This is a genomic window from Blastococcus sp. CCUG 61487, from assembly GCF_005222955.1.
Classification (GTDB): domain Bacteria; phylum Actinomycetota; class Actinomycetes; order Mycobacteriales; family Geodermatophilaceae; genus Blastococcus.
Map to the genome: position 1 here is coordinate 1 of NZ_LWUA01000135.1, position 17,465 is coordinate 17,465.

Sequence of the window (17,465 nt, forward strand, 5' to 3'; positions counted from 1 at the left end):
CCACTCCAGGGGACTCACCCTCCTGGCCGCGATGCATGGCGTACCCCGGTAGTTCGACTGCCTTGTTGACTTCCGTCAGCAGCCACACGTCGCAGTCGGCTCCCATCAGGAGGTCCTGCCATCCCGGAATGAGCCAACCGGCCATGTTCCACGTCCCGATCCGCACTTGCGAAGACTCACACGACAGCGCGAATCTCAGTCGGTACGCCACGGGGAAGCGACACGAACGAGGGCCGGCACCGCACGCGGCAGACCTCCCGCACGACGCGAACCGGGCGTACGGTGCCGGACCATGGCAGGTCCGGGGGACGGCTCCGCACGACCCCCACGCCCACGGATTCCGGACGAGCCGAACGTCGTCCTTCCCTCCGGCGTCGTCACCTTCGTCATGGCCGACATCGAGGGCTCGACCGGGCTGTTCCACCGCCTTGGCGACGACTACGTCCCCCTCCTCGAGCAGTACCGCGCCCTTCTCCAACGCATATGCCGCACCCACCGCGGCGTCGTCGTCGACGAGGACGGCGACGGCCTGCTCGCCGCCTTCTCCGACGCCGCCGACGCCATCGCCGCCTGCATCGAGACCCAGCAGACCCTCGAGGACCCGGCCACCTTCCCCGGCATCGAGGTCCTCGCCCGCGTCGGAGTGCACACCGGCGAGGCCACCCCCGTCGGCGCCGGCTACGTCTCCCTCGCCGTCCACCAGGTCGCCCGCATCTGCGCGGGCGCGCACGGCGGCCAGGTCCTCCTCTCCGAGGCCACCGCCGCCGCCGTCCGCCACCGGCTTCCCGCGAACGCCGCGCTCACAGACCTCGGTTCCTTCCGGCTCCGCGGGTTCCCCGCCCCCGAGCACCTGTCCCAGCTCAGCCACCCCGACCTGCGCTCAGACTTCCCCGCCCCACGCGGCCTCGGCGACGTCGTCGTCCGCCTGCCCGTGCCCCTCACGAGCTTCGTCGGCCGCGAACGTGAACTGATCCAGCTCGGCGCGCAGATCGCCGCCCAGCGGCTGGTCACCGTCGTCGGCCCCGGCGGCAGCGGCAAGACCCGCCTGGCCCTCGAAGCCGCCCGACGAGAAGAGGAACGCGGCACACCCGTCGTCCTCGTCGAGCTCGCCGGCACCGACGACCCCGCCCTCGTCCCCAACCAGGTGGCGACCGCCCTCGGCGTCGGCCTCTCCGTCGGCAACCCGCTCACCGCCCTCGCCGACGCCGTCCGCGAGCGCCACCTGCTGATGCTGCTCGACAACTGCGAGCACCTGCTCGACGCCGCGGCCGAGCTCGTCACCACCCTGCTCGCCCGCTCCCCCGAGCTCACCGTCCTCGCCACCACCCGCCAGCCCCTCGGCGTCCCCGGTGAGGCGGTCGTTCCCTGCGAGCCCCTCACCGTCGACGGCGCCAGCAGCGATGCCGTCCGCTTGTTCCTCGACCGCGCGAGCCTCGCCGTCCCCGAACTGGCCACCCCTTCGGAGACAGACCTGGAACTGGTCCGCCGGCTGTGCACCGAGCTCGACGGACTCCCGCTCGCCCTCGAACTGGCCGCCGCCACGCTCACCACGCTCCCCCTCCCCGAGCTGGTCGACGGCCTCGGCGACCGCTTCTCGCTCCTCACCCAAGACCTCCGCGGCGTCCCCGAGCGGCAACGGACCCTCGCCGCCACCATCGGCTGGAGCGTCGACCGGCTCACCCCCGCCGAGCTCGCCGTCTTCACCGCCGCCTCGGTCTTCTCCGGCGGGTTCACCGCCGACGCCGTCGAGGCCGTCGCCGGCCCCGAGATCGGCGGCGGCACCCTCCGACCGCTGCGCGCGGTGGCCGACCAGTCGCTCATCCAGCTCCGCCGCGGCGCCGGCCGCTACCGCATGCTCGAGACCCTGCGCCAGTACGCCGACACCCGCATCGACGACGACGCCCGGCGCCGGCTGAAAGACCGGCACGTCACCTACCTCGTCGCCCTCACCGAGCGCCTCGAGCCCTCCCTGCGCACCGCCGACGGTGCCCGCAGCTGGCGACGTCTGGACGACGAGCGATCCAACATCCGCACCGCGTTCGCGCACGCCCTCGCCACCGGTCAGGGCGAGCCGGCGCTGCGCATCGCCGCCGCCATCAACTGGTGGTGGTACCGCCGCGGCCAGGTGCAGGAGGGCCGCCGCTGGCTCGCCGACGCGCTCGCCGCCGCACCCGACGCACCGCCGGCGCTGAGAGCCCGCGCGCTGCTCGGTGAGGCGCTGCTCGCCTACCTGGCCGGCGACGTCGTCACCATCCGCGACCGGGTCGAGCAGGTCGTCCACACCGCCCCGGACGAGGCCGGCGACACCCTCGCCCTCGCGCTCGTACTCCGCGCGTTTGTCCGCGCCCTCCTCGGCGAGGCCGACGCGGTCACCGACTTCGAGCTCGACGCCGCCCGCGCCATCGCCGCGGCCGAGAGCAGCGGCGTCGCCTGGGTGCGCGCGGAGATCGCGATGACCCGCGGCCAGTTCGCCCGGTTCGCCGGGGACGCCGACGCCGCGATCGCCCACCTCGACGAGGCGGAGCAGATCGCCACCGAGGTCGGGCACAGCTGGGCGGTCGGCTCCGCTCGGTGGGTGCGCGCCAAGGTGTTGCTCAGTCTCGGCCGGCACCAAGAGGCGGTGCAGGCCGCAGCCGCCGCGGTGAGCGTCGCCCTCGCCGACGACGACGCGACCGGCACCCTCGCCGTGCTCCTCACCGGCGCCGGCACGGCGACCGCGGCCGGCTTCCCGCGCCAGGGAGCGGTGATCCTCGGTGCGGTCCAGACGCTCGCGAGGAGATGATGCGCCGGGCCGGCCGGGAGATCACCGACATCGGCGAGTTCGAGGTCCTGCTGGCCCACCTGCGGGTACCCGAGACCGTCTGACCTGCGCAGTCACGGCGACCGGGGCTCCTCCCCCGGTGGGGTGACAACCGGCGACCTCGGGTCACTCGGACCAGAAAAGTGACGATGCCGTTCCCATGAAGTGGTCCGGCGTGCCCGAGGTGGCCACACCTCGCGTGATGGCGCAGGCCCTGGCGACCCTGTACGCCTTCGGGGGAACTGCCAGCATCCTCGCCGTCCTCGGTGCCGACGCCACCTGGTCCGAGCGCACGCCGCTGCTGGCTCTGGCCACCTCCGCGCTGGTCGCCGCGGGCATCGCCGCGCGGTGGGCGCAGAACTGGCCGCGGCTCGCCTTCCACGTGGCAGTGCTGCAGGCGACCGCTGTCGTCATCGCCGGCGTCGTCATGTCCCCCGACGCCGCCACCGCCGTGGCCGTCGGCGCGCTGATCAGCTTCATCGCCATCACCGCGTGCTTCTTCTTCAGCCTGCCCCTGGCCCTGCTCCACCTGACCGTGGCGCTGAGCGCGCTCACCCTCGGCTCGCTGGTGCAGGGCGACGTCGCCCTGACGACGGCGCTCAGCCTCGACGCGATGATCATCGCGCTGAGCGTGGTCACCCGCGGGCTGGTCATCCGCGCCTCCAGCGCCCACCGCGACCCGCTCACCGGGCTGGCCAACCGCCGGGGCTTCGACCACGCCCTGCAGGCCCAGCTGCGCGCCGCCGCCCGATCCGGCGAACCCCTGTCGGCCGCGCTGCTCGACCTCGACCACTTCAAGGCCACCAACGACTCGCACGGCCACGAGGCCGGCGACCGCGTGCTGCGCCAGGTCGCGAAGGTCTGGCGCCGCGCTCTGCCCGCGTCGGCGGTCCTCGCCCGGCACGGCGGCGACGAGTTCGGGCTCCTGCTGCCCGCCACCTCCGGCACCGACGCCCTCGACCTGGTCCGCCGGATCAGCCGGATGCACCCGCACATCCGGATGTCCTGCGGTGTCGCCGAGCACCGCACCGGCGACAGCGCAGCCCAGCTCATGCGGCGCGCCGACCTCGCCCTCTACACCGCCAAGGCCACCGGCCGGGGACGCTCCGAGCTCGACGGCGGCCCCGCCTCCGGGCTGGCCGCCGACCTCGCGCACGCCCTCGACGCCGGCGACGTGACGGTGCACTTCCAGCCGATCCTCAGCATGCGCGAGGACGAGATCTTCGGCGTCGAGGCGCTCGCCCGCTGGACCCACCCCGAGCGCGGGCCGGTTCCGCCCGACGAGTTCATCGCCGTCGCCGAGCAGCACGACCTGATGCCCCGCCTCGGCGAGCACGTCTTCCGCACCGCCTGCGGCCAGCTGGCCACGCTGTACCGCGAGACCGGTCAGCGGTTGCGGCTCGGCGTCAACGTCTCCGGCCGCGAGCTGAGCGACCCCACCTACCCCGGGCGCATCCGTGCGGTCCTGGAAGAAACTGGCTGGTCGGCCGGGGAGACCGTCATCGAGGTGACCGAGAGCCTGGTCGACGCCGAGTCCTCGGCCGCGGTCGCCGCCCTGCACGAGCTGCGGGCGATGGGATTCAAGGTCGCGATCGACGACTTCGGCACCGGCTACTCGTCGCTGAGCCGGCTGGACACCCTGCCGGTGCACATCCTCAAGCTCGACTCCTCGTTCATCGCGACGATCACCACCTCGGCCCGCCGCGCCACGATGCTGCGCAGCATCGTCGGCATGGCCCACGTCCTCGGCTTCGACGTCGTCGCCGAGGGCGTCGAGACCGCGGACCAGGACGCCAAGCTCCGCGAGCTCGGCTGCAGCTTCGCGCAGGGCTGGCTCTACGGCCGCCCCGCTCCGCTGCCCGACGTCGTCGAGCTGGTGCAGCGCTGGGCCGACCGGGTGCCCGCCCTGCGCGGCTGAACCACCTCGTCCTCCCCCGAAGGAGGGACGCCGCTCCAGCTCCGGCGCATTCCGGCCGATGCCGTACCCATGAGGTGGACGGGGGTGCCTGAGGTCGCGTCACCACGCGTGATGACGCAGACCTCGATGGTCCTGTACGCCCTCGGCGGCATCACCGGGCTGCTCGCCATGGTCGGCTCCGAGGCGCGAGGCTCGACCCGCGTCGCGATGATCGCGCTCGCGATGTGCGCGTTCGCCGCCGGACTGTCCTCCCTCCGGTGGGGCACGTCCTTCCCCCGGCCCGCGCTGCACGCCTCGGTGGTCGTCGCGACGGCGGTCGTCGTCACCGGCGTCCTGGTGAGCCCGGACCCCACGACGGCGGTCGTGATCGGCACCCTGATCAGCTCGGTGCTGATCCACTCCTGCTACTTCTTCAACCTCGCCGGGCTCGTCGCGCACGTCGCGATGGCGCTGACGGCGGTGAGCACCGCCCTCATGGTGCGCGGCGACGTCGCGCTGACGACGGCGGTCGCGCTGTCGGCCTCGCTCGTCGGCCTGGCCGTGGTGACCCGCAGCCTGGTGATGCGCGCCTCCGACGCCAGCCGTGACCCGCTCACGGAACTCGCCAACCGGCGGGCCTTCGACCAGGCGGTGCAGGCGATCATGCGGGCCGGCGTCCGCGCGGACTCGCCCCTCTCCACCGCCCTGCTCGACCTCGACCACTTCAAGTCGGTGAACGACTCCCAGGGGCACGACGCCGGCGACCGGATGCTGCGGCAGGTCGCCGACACCTGGCGGGACGTCCTGCCGCACGGTGCCCTGCTCGCCCGGCACGGGGGCGACGAGTTCGCCCTGCTGCTCCCCGGGCACGCCGGCGAGGCCGCCCTGGATGTCGTCGACCGGCTGCGCGGCCTGCTGCCCGACATCGGCGTGTCCGGTGGCGTGGCCGAGTACCAGCCCGGCGAGACGGCGGCCCAGCTGATGCGCCGCGCCGACCTCGCGCTCTACACGGCGAAGACCGGTGGCCGTGCCCGCTGCGAGCTGGCCGGTGGTTTCGGCCCCCGTCTGGCCGCCGACCTCGCCGAGGCGCTGGACACCGGCGCGGTGACGGCGCACTTCCAGCCGATCATCGACCTGCGCACCGACCGGGTGACCGGCGTCGAGGCGCTCGCCCGCTGGACCCACCCCGAGCGGGGACCGGTGTCACCGGCGGAGTTCGTCGCCGTCGCCGAGCAGAGCGACCTGATGCCCCGCCTCGGCGAGCACGTCCTCCGGAGCGCCTGCACCCAGCTGGCCGACCTGAACGCCCGCACGGGACGGCGGCTGCGCCTGGGCGTCAACGTCTCCGGCCGCGAGCTGTGCGACCCCACCTACACCGACCGGGTCCGCCGGGTGCTCGCCGAGACGGGGTGGCCGGCCACCGAGACCGTCCTCGAGGTGACCGAGAGCGTGGTGGAGGCGGAATCGTCGTCCGCCGTCGCCACGCTGCACGAGCTGCGCCAGCTCGGCTTCGTCGTCGCCATCGACGACTTCGGCACCGGTTACTCCTCGTTGAGCCGGCTGGACACCCTGCCGGTCGACGTCCTCAAGCTCGACTCGTCGTTCACCGCCACGATCACCACCTCACCGCGCCGGGCCACGGTGCTGCGCAGCCTCGTCGGGATGGCGCACGTGCTCGGTCTGGACGTCGTCGCCGAGGGGGTCGAGACGCAAGCGCAGGACGCCCAGCTCCGCGCGGTCGGCTGCCGCTTCGGCCAGGGCTGGCTGTACGGCCGCCCGGTGCCGCTGCACGACCTCGTCGACCTCCTCGACCGCCGCGCCGCGGGCACGTCGGTGCTCCCCGCCTGACCGCGCCGCACCCCGTTGACAGCGGCCCGGACCGGAGAACCATGACCGGTGCGGCGACGCCGCAGGGGCGCCGCGCCAGTCCCGGAGGGGGAGCGTCATGTACGCCCGAACCACCACCATCACGGCCGACCCGTCGCGCCTGGACGACGGCATCGCCGACGTCCGCGACAATGTCATGCCCGCCGTCGGGGACATGGAGGGCTACACCGGCCTGTCGATGCTCTGCGACCGCGAGTCCGGCCGCTGCCTGGTCACGACCGGGTGGGAGACCGAGGAGGCGATGTCCGCCAGCCGCGACAGGGTGACGGCGATGCGGCAGCAGGCCGCGGACCGGTTCGGCAGCCGGGACACCCAGGTGCAGGAGTGGGAGATCGCCGTCCTGCACCGGTTGCACTCGGCCACCGACGAGTCCTGCGCCCGCGTGATGTGGAGCCGCACCGACCCGCCCGCGATCGACGGGATCCTGGACGCGTTCCGCGCCGGGGTGGTCCCTCGGATGGACGACATCGCCGGGTTCTGCAGCCTCAGCCTGTTCATCGACCGGCAGAGCGGCTACGGCTCGCTCACCTCGGTCTGGGCCGACCGCGCCGCGATGGACGCGAGCTTCGACACGATCTCGAGGATGCGTGACGAGTTCATGGCGCAGTTCCCGGTGCGGGTCACCGAGGAGGCGGAGTTCGAGGTCGTCCTCCACAGCCTGCGGGTGCCGGAGCTCGTCTGACACCGCCGGCCTGCCCCGTCGACCCGTCCGGGCCGGCGGGGCCGTCCGTCAGCCTCCCGGGATCCAGCCCGAGGCGAGCCGGGCGTACACGGCCTTCAGGGCGTCCAGCGGGGAGAGTCCCTCGGTCGCCTGCAGCCGGCGCACCTCGGCGAGGACGTCGTCCCAGCGGTCGGGCGGAGCGGCCTGGCGCAGCCGCGCGCGGGCGTCGGCCAGCTCGGCGGTGACGCCGTTCTGCTGCCGAGGGATGGACGGGAACCTGTGGGCGACCGGCTCGACCTCCATGCCCGGCGAACCTAGAGGTCAGAGCCCCGTTCCGGTAGTCGTTCGCACGCGGTCGGTCATCAGACCCGCTCGGCGACCCGCTCCTCCGGGCGGCGGCGGATCGTCCGCACCGTCCGTGACGCGGCGCTGCGCGCCAGGTCGAGGATCGGCCCGGTGTCCCAGGGCTTGCGGCCCGAGCTCTCGACGGCCGCCTCGGCGACCAGCTCCGGCGGCACCTCGGCCCGCTGCGCCACCTCGGCCCGCTGCGCCACGGCAGCGGCCAGCCGCGCCCGGCGCCGGTTGAGCACCTGCTCCTTCTGCCGGTCGACCCGCTCCTTCTCCGCCATCACCAGCAGCTCCTGCTGCGCCTGCTCGACCTCCACCCGCGCCGACTGCTGCAGCTGCTCGATCTCGAGGTCGCCGTCGTCCCGCAAGTCGGTGAGCCGGTCGTAGGTGCTGCGCGGGCCGAAGTTGAGCAGCATCTTCATGAGCACCGGCAGCAGCTCCACGCAGATGAACAGCAGGGCCAGCATGTAGTGCGCCATGGCCATGGTGGCGTCGGAGTCGCTCAGCGAGGAGAGTGCCTTGAGCCGGATGAGGATGCCGGTGTTGTCGGAGTTGGTCTCGTCGAAGGCGGCCTGCAGCTCGGTCTGCTGCTCGGTGAGCCGGGCGAGCTCGGCGCGATCGGTCTCCAGGTCGGTGGCGGCCTGCTGCATGCTGCGCGTCGCCCCGGCCGAGACGGCGGCGACAGCGGCGTCCAGGTCGGTCTTCGCCGCGGCCACGACGTCGGCCTGCGCATCGGCGGCGGCCCGCGCCTGCAGGTACGCCTCTCCCCTGCCGGCGTCCCCGGTGCCGCAGGTGCCGTCCAGCTCGCACTGCGCCTTCGCCGACAGCTCCCGCTGGGTGACCAGCGCGGCATCGTAGGCCGCCTGCGCGGTGCTCACCCGCTGCTGCAGCGGGGTGAGGTCGGCGGCCGCCGTCCCTCCGCTGGCGACGACGGCCTGGCCCTCGGCGACCTTCGCGCGCAGCTCCGGCAGGCCGGCGAAGCGCGCATCGGCGTCGAGGCTCTGCTTGTACGCGTCCGACGCCTCGGCCTGCAGCGCGACGATCTCGGTGTCGATCTCCTTGTGGAAGATCTGCAGCGTCAGCGGCGTGGAGATCACGATGCCCAGCACCAGCGCGAGCCCGACGCGGGGCACCGCCATCAGCAGGTTCCGCTTGACCGACCCGTCGTGCGCCATGCCGACCAGCAGCATCCGGTCGAGGTTGACGATGACCAGGCCCCAGCCGAGGCCGACGAGCAGCGCGAACGGCCACCACACACCCAGCGCCATGGAGACGGCGAACGCCGCGGACAGCACCGCCAGACCACCGGTCGAGAGCAGCACCCCGCCCAGCGCGACGAACTTCGCGCGGGCGCCCGGTGCCGCCTCCAGCAGGTCCGGGCGGGCGCCGGCGAGCACCGCCAGCCCGTCGCCCAACCGTCTCCGTCGTGCCATCCGGCCGCTTCCCCCTCCAGCGACGGCTGAGAGCCGGTCGCCTTACCGGTTCGTTATCGGCGGTCCCCGCCACCGATCGGACGGCGCAGGAGCGGATGGGACGCGTGAGTCTCGTCGCAGGCGGTCAGACGCCCACGTGCGCCAGGGCCTGCAGCAGCAGGCGGCTCTGCCCGTTCGCGAGCTCGGCGAGCACTCCGGGGTCACGCGCCTCGTCCGGGCTGAACCAGGTGAGCTCCAGCGCGTCCTGCTGCGGCGCGCAGTCGCCCTCGACCGGCACCACGTAGGCCAGCGACACCGCGTGCTGCCGCGGATCGTGGAACGGCGTCACCCCCGGCGTCGGGAAGTACTCGGCGATCGTGAACGGCTGCGGCGCCAGCGGCACCCGCGGCAGCGCCAGCGGGCCGAGGTCCTTCTCCAGGTGGCGGAGCAGCGCCGAGCGGACCCGCTCGTGGTACAGCACCCGGCCCGACACCAGGGCGCGCTTGACCTGGCCGTCCTCGCCCAGGCGCAGCAGCAGGCCGACCGCGGTGACGGTTCCCTGGCCGTCCACCCGCACCGGCACGGCGTCGACGTAGAGGATGGGCAGCCGCTCCCGGGCGGCCTCGATGTCTTCCCGCGACAGCCAGCCCGCGTCGGAGTTCGTCACCTCAGTCATGTGCCCTGTCTATCCGCTGGCGGGGGCGGCGCGGTGCTGCGGGGTCGGCATGTCGACCTGTCGCCATGTCCGCACCTGCGGGGAAGATGGTGCCGCCGACCGCGAGGGGACGTCGTGACCGCACCGCTGCAGCTGTCCAGCGCCGGGCCCGAGCCCATACCCGGAGACGTCGCACTCGCCGCCGTCCTCGGCTACGCGCACGGCCGCCGCCCGCTGCACCACCGCGCGCCGAACGCCCGCACCGGCCGCTGGGTCGAGGTGCCGGCCTTCGGCTTCGAGCGCTTCGACGCCCGCCCCCGCGCCACCGGACCGCTCGGGCAGGACGACATCCTCACCGCGGAGGGGCTGCACGGCCGGCTCGACCCCGAGGCGTGGACGGCGATGGCCGCCGTCCTCCCCGAGGTCGAGCCGCTCGCCGACGCCGTCGTCGCCCGGGCCGCCGGGCGGGCGTTCTGGGAGCTGCCGGAGGACGAGTTCTCCGTGCTCGCCGAGCCGGGCACCGTCGGCGCGCTGCTCCGCGAGGTCGACGAGTTGTGCGACGCCCGGGGAGCGAGCTCACCGCACGTGGCGGCCGCGCTGCACCACCGCCGTCCGGACCTGTTCCCGGTGCTGCACCGGACCACCCGCTGGCAGCTGCTCCCCCACGTCCGGGAGGGCGACAGCGGGGTCGCCGCCGTCGTCCACCGCGAGCTGTGCGGTCCTGGCTTCGCCGAGCTCGAGGACGCCGTCCGAGCCGAAGGGCTCGAGCTCACCCGGCTCCGGCTGCACGACGTCCTGCTGTGGTTGTCGGCCACGCTCCGGCTCGCCCACGCGGTTGATCTCGGGCGGGTGGTCGAGCCCGCGCGCCGGTAGGGCGACGGATCGTCCTACCCGCGCCGGCCGGACGACGTGCCGGCGGTGACCCGAGCCGTCACCGTCCGCGCCAGGCCGGGTCGCGCCCGGCCTGACCGATCAGCACGTCGAGCAGCGGGGCATCTTCCGGCACAGGCACGGCCGGCGCGTACATCGCGTCGCGCATCTCGGGCGCGTTCGCGGCGATCTCCCGGCCGAAGTCGAGGCAGGCCCGCACGGCGGCGCCGTCGGGCCGGTATTCCTGCCCCGTGGCGGCGGCGACGTCCCACCCGTGCACCAGCACCTCGTTGAGCGCGATCACACCGACGGTGGCGGCCGGCAGGGTCATCCCGGCGATCACGGCCTCACCCTTCCAGGCGCCCGGGTCGCGCCAGGCTCTCGCCAGCGCGTCGAGCTGCCGGGGCAGTTGCTCGCGCCAGTCCGGCGGAAGGGACTCCGCGTCGGGCTGCGGGCCGGGACCCTGCGGCTCCTTCCGCGCCGCGCCGCCGAAGGCGACGGACAGGGTGAGAAGGTGGTGCAGCACGGCCGCGACGGAGAGATCGGTGCAGGGCGTGGGGCCGGACAGCTGGTCGTCGCGCGCACCGGTCAGCACGCGGGTCACCTCCGCGGCGGTCGGGGCGAGGTCGAGCGTCGTCGTCTCCATGGGGGTCTCGACCCGACCGGCGGCGCGAACTCATCGCAGGCAGGCTGAGCGCGTGAGCGACCCCTTCGACCTGCAGCGGTTCGTCGACGCCCAGCGCGGCACCTACGACCAGGCGCTGGCCGAGCTGCGCGCCGGGGAGAAGCGCACCCACTGGATGTGGTTCGTCTTCCCGCAGATCACCGGGCTCGGCCGCAGCGGGATGGCCCAGCGGTTCGCCGTCCGCGACCTGGACGAGGCCCGCGCCTACCTCGCGCACCCGCTGCTCGGGCCCCGGCTGGTCGAGTGCGCCCGCGCGCTCACCGACCTCGACGTCGACGACCCCGAGCGCGTCCTCGGCCCGGTCGATGCGCAGAAGCTGCGCTCGTCGATGACCCTCTTCGCGCACGCCGCACCCGAGGAGCCGATCTTCCGCCAGGTGCTCGACCACTACTTCGCCGGAAACGAGGACGACGCCACCACGAGCCGCCTCTAACGTCCGGTGCGTGAGCTATGACGCCCTGGCCGAGAGCGTGCGGCTGCTCGAGGGCGCCGAGCTGCCGGCCGTGGTCCGGCTGAGCCGTCGCACCCGGCACCTGCCGCTCGCCGTCGACCGGGACGGCGACGTCGCCGTCACCCTGTTCCTGCGCCGGGGCGTCAGCGGCTGCCGCTGGTCGACGCGCACACGCTGGAGCTCGCCGACGGCGGCTGGCGGCTGCGCGGGGGCGGCGGTGGCCCGGCGGGCCCGGTCACCGGCCCACGCCCGTCGCTCGCCGACCTCGGCGGCCCAGCGGTCAGCCCCGGCGGTGGCGGAACCGCCCGCATGCGCAGCGGCTGGTTCGGGCGCCGGGACGGGTGGATCTCCTACGCGGAGCTGCGGCTGGCCCGGGAGGTCGCCGTCCTGCAGGTCGGACAGCGGCAGGTCTCGTTCGCCGCTCACGGCGTCGCCGTCGTCGTCTGGACCGGGCCGGTCCCTGACGTCACCGCCCTCGACGAGGCGGGCAAGGCGCTGGGCCCGGTCCGGCTGCGGACGCCGCGCCGGATGCCGCCGTCCTACTGAGGATCAGCGGCGGGGCACCTCGACCCAGCCCTCCGTGCCGCGCAGCGCCGTCTTCAGCACCTTGCCACCGGCGTTGCGCGGCAGCGGCTGGTCGAGCACGCGGATGAACTGCGGCACCTTGTAGTCGGCCAGCCGCTCACGGGCGAAGGCGATCAGCGAGGGCACGAGGTCGTCACCGGCACCGTCCCGGGGCAGGACGACGGCCCCCACCTTCTCCCCCATCACCGGGTCGGGCACGCCGACCACCGCCACCTCGACGACGTCGGGGTGCTCGGTGAGCACGTACTCCACCTCGACGGAGTACACGTTCTCGCCGCCGCGGTTGATCATGTCCTTGGCCCGGTCGACGATCCGCACCATGCCGTCGGTGATCGTGGCGAGGTCGCCGGTGTGCAGCCAGCCGTCGACGAAGGTCTCCGCCGTCCGCGCCGGGTCGCCCCAGTAGCCGGCCACCACGTTGGGCCCGCGGACGAGCAGCTCACCGACGCCCGTCTCCGGATCGGTGTTCTCCAGCCGCACCTCGTTCACCGGCGTCGGGAAGCCGACCGCGTCGGCGTGCTCGAGGGTGTACTCGTGCGGCAGGAACGTGGCCAGCGCCGACGTCTCCGACAGCCCGAACCCGTTGCCGAGCCGCGCGGCGGGGAACGCCTCGAGCAGCCGGTGCACCAGCTCGGGGGCGATCGGCGCGCCGCCGTAGCTGGCCGTGCGGACCGACGAGACGTCGGTGGTGGCGAAGGCCGGGTGCCGCAGGGTGAGCTCGTAGATCGTCGGGACGGCGGTCACCAGCGTGACGCGGTACTGCTCGATCGCGGCGAGGAACGCCGCGGGCTCGAACTGCGGCATGACCACCGACGTCCCGCCCAGCGACATCTGGCTCATGAACTGCGAGCAGCAGCCGGTGACGTGGAAGAGTGGCACCGAGATGAGCCCGACGTGGTCGGGTCCGCGCTCGAGCTTCCGGCACCGGATGACGCTCTCCACCGAGGACAGGAAGTTCTCGTGGGTGACCATCGCGCCCTTGGGCCGGCCGGTAGTGCCGGACGTGTAGAAGAGCGCGGCGACGTCCCCGTGCTCGCGGATCGGCACCTCCCCCGGCTCGCCGTCGGGCAGCGGCGCCCCGGGCAGGACGACGTAGGCGGCGTCGGCGTCGCCGAGGATGTACTCCACCTCGGGCTCGGCGAGCCGGATGTTCATCGGGAGGACGACGGCGCCGGCGAGGTGCCCGCCCCAGAAGGCGAGCGCCCAGTCCAGGCCGTTGCCCAGCCGGATCGCGACCCGGTCACCCGGCCGTACCCCCGCGTCGCGCAGGCCACCGGCGACCCGCAGTGCGCGGTCCCACAGCTCTGCGTAGGTCACCGACGGGCCGCCGAGCTCGACGATCGCGGTCCGGTCCGGGTGCCGCTCGACAGTGCTGCGCAGCATGTCGACCACGGTGCGTGGCAGCCCGGTGTAGCGCCGGATCCCGTCCGCGCCCACCTCGATGCCGGTGGTGTCGAACGGGCTCTCCTCGACCGGTGTCACGCTGCTCCCCATTCCCGGCGCCCTCGGCGGTGCCGCTCCCGCATTCTGCGCGGCCCTGCTCCCCCTCGGGACTGCGGCTCTTACCGGTCGCGGCCCGATGCTTCCACCGGGGCCGCTCTGCGGTCATGGACCGCAGCCACGAAACGGCTCGCCAGCCGCAGGTGGTCGGGCGTGGACACCGGCGGGAACACGGCGTCCGGATGGGCGACGACGATCGCCAGCAGGCGGGCCCGGGAGAGCGCCACGTTGATCCGGTTGACCTCGTAGAGGAACGGCACGTCCCCCGGTTCCTCCGCGGGCCGCCCCTGGGCGAAGACGACGACGTGCGCCTCGCGGCCCTGGAACTTGTCGACCGTGCCCACCCGATCCTCGGGACGCGCGTCCGGCACCACCGCGGCGAGCGCTGCGCGGATGCGATTGACGTGCGCGTTGTGCGGCGCGACCACCAGGATGTCGTCCGACGTCAGCCTGGTCGTCGACGTCCCGTCGGTCACCCTGGCCCGCTCGGTCAGAAGACGGACCAGGCCCGCGGCGACGTCGGCCTGAGCCACCTCGTCGGCATCCGTGGGCAACCAGACGACACCAGGCTCCAGGGGTACGCGGTGCCCGGCGACCACCAGGTCCGGTCCGACGAGCGAGCGGGCGGCCGCCGTGGAGTGCGCGGTCAGCGCGCCCTCGTAGGCCAGCGTGCCGACCACGTCACAGACTGCCGGGTGCATCCTGCGGGTGACATCGAGGAAGACGCCGACGTGGTCGGGGAGCACCGGTGCGCCGTGCGCGAGGTGCTCGAGCAGCGAGACCTCGACGAGTTCGTCGTGACTGGCCTGGATCGGCGACGCCAGCTGCTGCGGATCACCGAGGGCGACTGCGCGCGCGGAAGCCTGCACCACGGCCAGCGCGTCGGCCAGCGACACCTGTCCGGCCTCGTCCACGACGAGCAGGTCGAGGCACCGGGCGGCGTCGGCTCGCGCCCAGCCGAACTTCGTGGCGCCGAGGACTGCCGGCCTGCCCGCTGCGCGCTGGTCGACCAACCACGGCGCGAGCGCCTTGCCGCCGTCGGTGAGACAGGCCACTCCCGCCGCGGAGACCTGCTCGGGCTTGCCGATGTGGGCGACGCCGACGTCCATACCCCTGTCGGCGACGAGCTCGGCGATCCCCTCCAGCAGGTGGTCGATGACTCGGTGGGAGTTGGCCACCACACCGATCGAGGCGGCCTCTCCTCGTGCGGCGGCACGGTCGATCTCGTCGAGGACGAGCCGTGCGGCCAGCCAGGTCTTGCCCGTTCCGGGCGGGCCCTGGACGGGCAGGACGCCCCCGGTCAGCTCTCCGAGCAGACGCCGGGCGCGGTCACCCGCTTCCTCGCCGGGCAACGGACCCATCACACCGGCCGCAATCGGCAATTCCCGGTCGAGCAGCCGCAGTCCCGTCACAGCGGGCGGCTCCGGCTCGGCGAGGAGCGCGCTCTCCCCGAGTCGCATGAGCGACTCCCACACCACCGGGGGGTCGATGAACGGCGTCGCCACGTACGGCCCAGGCGGTGGCGTCTTGCCCCGCTTGACCGTGAAGGTGCCGGCCGCGGCATCGAAGTCCTGCAGTTCCAGCGTCACCGCCTTCCCGTCGTCGCCCGACGGCACGGCCTCGACCACCCGGTCACCGGCGCGGAGCTTCCACGCACCGGGCCGGCAGCGGTACTCACGGAGCAGCGCCTCGTTCTTCCTTCCCGTCACCGGCGGGTGCACCCGACCGGCCACGACATCGACGAGACACGACTCGTGCTCGGTGCCCCGACGGACCCGGGTGACCGGCGCGGGCTCGCCGTTGAGTTCAGCCCACTGAGGCGGCACCGCCGGTGCATCGGCGAGGTCCTGCCCGTCGGCACCTGCCGCCCACTCCTTGAGCCGGCGGTGGTCCTGGTAGGCGACGACGAACTCGCGCCGGTGCCACTCGAGCAGTTCGGCGAGCATGCGGGCACCGGTGACCGACACCCCCGACGGCAGCGGACGTCCCGCGGCCTCGGCGGTCGTGGCTGCCGCACGCAGCCGTGACTGCAGCTCGGCGGTGCTCTCGATGCGCCGGAGCACGTCGTCGGACGGCGTCCACTCGTCCTCGACCTCGTCGAGGAGGTCGCCGTCGGCAAGCGCGGAGGCGAGTCCCCGCAGCCAGAGGTGCACCGCGCGCGTGGCTTTCACGTCGTGCTCGTTGTAACTGCGGATGCCGTCCAGGAGCTCGGCCCGCTCGTCCTCATCGGTGGCGCGGAGATAAGCCTCGTACGCCTCGATGCTCTCGTCGGCCCGGGCCACCGAGGCGGCGACGCCACTGCGGTCGTAGCCCGCGAGCTTCTCCACGTACTTGAGCGATGTGCTCCCGCCCTGGACGCGCAGCGCGGACTCGACGCGGCGGTAGAGGTCGTCGAACCGGGTCTCGACGAGGTGCTGCACCTCCGCGAGCAGCCGCGCTCCCTCCTCGGGGTTCGGCCACGCCTCCGCGATCCGGGTCAGCGCGGTGACCTCATAGGAGTTGTAGTGGTAGACCCGCCACTCCCCGCCCTGGGCCTCTCGCTTGCGCAGCTCGTCGAGGAACCAGAGAAAGGCCTCTCTCTCCTGCTCGACGTCGTGGGCCCAGCGGTGCTCGTACCGCTGGTCGGCACCGCAGAACGCCCAGAGGTAGTCCAGCGTCGGCAAGGCGGCGAACGGGTCGCCCTCGAGGTCGAAGTAGATGTCCAGCGGGTGCGGGGCGGGGGTTCCGACGACTCCGGCGTCGCGTGGCTGCGGGCGGATCAAGACGAACGGATCGGCACCCGCCTGCGCGGCTGCCTGCCCTCGCAGCCGAGCGAAGGTTGCCTCGCCGATGGCGCCGGGTCGTGCCTGGTCGGATGCCCGGGCCAGGTCGGCGACGGTCCGGATGCCGGCCTCACGCAGGAGGGCGCGCTGCCGGCGGGTGAGCCGGTGCACGTGGCGCAGGTCCTCCGGTCCCCACTCCTCGTCGCACCGCACCGACCACGTGCAGCCCTCGCAGGCGTCGACGGGGTCGGCGACCGTCTCCGGCGGGGCGGCGTGGAAGGCGAGGAACCGGGCGCGCAGCTCCTCGAGGTACGGCAGCGCGTCACCGTAGGGCCAGGAGAACTCCTCGCCGGTACCCAGCCAGACCACGAGCCGCGGAGGCGGCGCCCCCTGCAGCTGCTCCAGGATGGCCCCGTAGTGGGCCATCTGGAGCAGCGCCCCGGCCGACGGCCTGCGGGCGAGCTTGGTGTCGCGCACCTCGTAGGACCAGTCGCCGAGCGCGCTCGGAGCACCGTCGACTCGCACGAGGAAGTCCGCGTAGCCGAACCACGGCCCGTCGACGAGCGCCGCCTGGTAAACCACGTCGACGCCGTCGCGCAGGGCCCGCTCCGTGGCGCGTGCTGCGGCGGGCAGCCCGTGCGAACCGGAGGGACGCGGGATGTCGACGACCGATCGTCCCTCGGAGATGAGGCGGTCGAGCATCGCCTGTTCGTGTTCGTCACCCCGCAGGTTCGCCGGCGGAGGAAAGCCGGACCCCGCGTCCGCCGCCAGCCGCTTCTGCGCGTCGCGCCAGGCCCGCAGCTCGGCGTCGGTGAGCGCGAGTGCGTCCAGCCGGGACGCGTGCGCGCACCCCCGCCAGGTGAGCAGGTCGGTCGCCGAGTACACGACAGCCCCGTCGATCGTGTGCACGTGCTGCCTCCGTCGTCGGTACCGGTCCGGTCGGCCCCGCCGT

General features: G+C 73.6%; 13 protein-coding genes. 7 read left to right on the top strand and 6 right to left on the bottom strand.

Going from position 1 to position 17,465, the window contains the following annotated elements; translation table 11 throughout:
• Positions 1-292: 292 nt before the first annotated feature.
• From A6V29_RS08460 to A6V29_RS08475, 4 genes are all read left to right on the top strand, one after another.
• Positions 293-2,782 carry an adenylate/guanylate cyclase domain-containing protein gene (locus tag A6V29_RS08460; protein WP_137159895.1) on the top strand — a complete coding sequence of 830 codons (2,490 nt, stop codon included), beginning with the start codon at positions 293-295 and terminating at the stop codon, positions 2,780-2,782.
• Positions 2,783-2,960: 178 nt separating this feature from the next.
• Positions 2,961-4,718, top strand: coding sequence for a putative bifunctional diguanylate cyclase/phosphodiesterase (locus tag A6V29_RS08465; protein ID WP_137159896.1), 1,758 nt, complete (start codon positions 2,961-2,963; stop codon positions 4,716-4,718).
• An 84-nt stretch (positions 4,719-4,802) separates the two neighbouring features.
• The gene (locus A6V29_RS08470; RefSeq protein WP_170977772.1) at positions 4,803-6,545 is read left to right on the top strand and encodes a putative bifunctional diguanylate cyclase/phosphodiesterase; all 1,743 of its coding nucleotides are present in this window, start codon (positions 4,803-4,805) and stop codon (positions 6,543-6,545) included.
• 97 nt (positions 6,546-6,642) lie between these two features.
• Positions 6,643-7,266 (top strand): antibiotic biosynthesis monooxygenase, encoded by a 624-nt coding sequence (locus tag A6V29_RS08475; RefSeq protein ID WP_137159898.1) that lies wholly within the window; start codon positions 6,643-6,645, stop codon positions 7,264-7,266.
• Between the two features lie 48 nt (positions 7,267-7,314).
• Here the strand turns inward: A6V29_RS08475 and A6V29_RS08480 are convergent, their stop codons facing one another.
• The 3 genes from A6V29_RS08480 to A6V29_RS08490 form a co-directional block, all read right to left on the bottom strand.
• A complete protein-coding gene (locus A6V29_RS08480; protein WP_137159899.1) occupies positions 7,315-7,548 on the bottom strand; it encodes a hypothetical protein in 234 nt (77 codons plus the stop codon).
• Between the two features lie 59 nt (positions 7,549-7,607).
• Positions 7,608-9,026 (bottom strand): DUF4407 domain-containing protein, encoded by a 1,419-nt coding sequence (locus A6V29_RS08485; protein WP_137159900.1) that lies wholly within the window; start codon positions 9,024-9,026, stop codon positions 7,608-7,610.
• Positions 9,027-9,150: 124 nt separating this feature from the next.
• Complete coding sequence (locus A6V29_RS08490; protein WP_137159901.1) at positions 9,151-9,681, bottom strand: NUDIX hydrolase family protein; 531 nt, start codon at positions 9,679-9,681, stop codon at positions 9,151-9,153.
• 114 nt (positions 9,682-9,795) lie between these two features.
• Here A6V29_RS08490 and A6V29_RS08495 point away from each other — a divergent pair, with 114 nt between their 5' ends.
• Positions 9,796-10,533, top strand: coding sequence for a DUF6308 family protein (locus A6V29_RS08495; RefSeq protein WP_137159902.1), 738 nt, complete (start codon positions 9,796-9,798; stop codon positions 10,531-10,533).
• Between the two features lie 58 nt (positions 10,534-10,591).
• Here the strand turns inward: A6V29_RS08495 and A6V29_RS08500 are convergent, their stop codons facing one another.
• On the bottom strand, positions 10,592-11,176 hold the full coding sequence (locus A6V29_RS08500) for a TIGR03086 family metal-binding protein (RefSeq protein ID WP_137159903.1): 585 nt from the start codon (positions 11,174-11,176) through the stop codon (positions 10,592-10,594).
• A gap of 52 nt (positions 11,177-11,228) precedes the next feature.
• Here A6V29_RS08500 and A6V29_RS08505 point away from each other — a divergent pair, with 52 nt between their 5' ends.
• Together A6V29_RS08505 and A6V29_RS08510 are read left to right on the top strand one after the other, a co-directional pair.
• Entirely contained in the window at positions 11,229-11,648 is a 420-nt protein-coding gene (locus A6V29_RS08505) for a DUF1810 domain-containing protein (protein ID WP_137159904.1), read from the top strand.
• A 327-nt stretch (positions 11,649-11,975) separates the two neighbouring features.
• The gene (locus A6V29_RS08510; protein WP_137159905.1) at positions 11,976-12,212 is read left to right on the top strand and encodes a hypothetical protein; all 237 of its coding nucleotides are present in this window, start codon (positions 11,976-11,978) and stop codon (positions 12,210-12,212) included.
• Between the two features lie 3 nt (positions 12,213-12,215).
• Here A6V29_RS08510 and A6V29_RS08515 read toward each other — a convergent pair whose 3' ends face one another.
• Complete coding sequence (locus tag A6V29_RS08515) at positions 12,216-13,733, bottom strand: class I adenylate-forming enzyme family protein (protein ID WP_249933117.1); 1,518 nt, start codon at positions 13,731-13,733, stop codon at positions 12,216-12,218.
• Positions 13,734-13,813: 80 nt separating this feature from the next.
• Positions 13,814-17,422: a TM0106 family RecB-like putative nuclease gene (locus tag A6V29_RS08520; RefSeq protein WP_137159907.1), complete on the bottom strand. Its 3,609-nt coding sequence runs from the start codon at positions 17,420-17,422 to the stop codon at positions 13,814-13,816.
• Between the last annotated feature and the right edge of the window lie 43 nt (positions 17,423-17,465).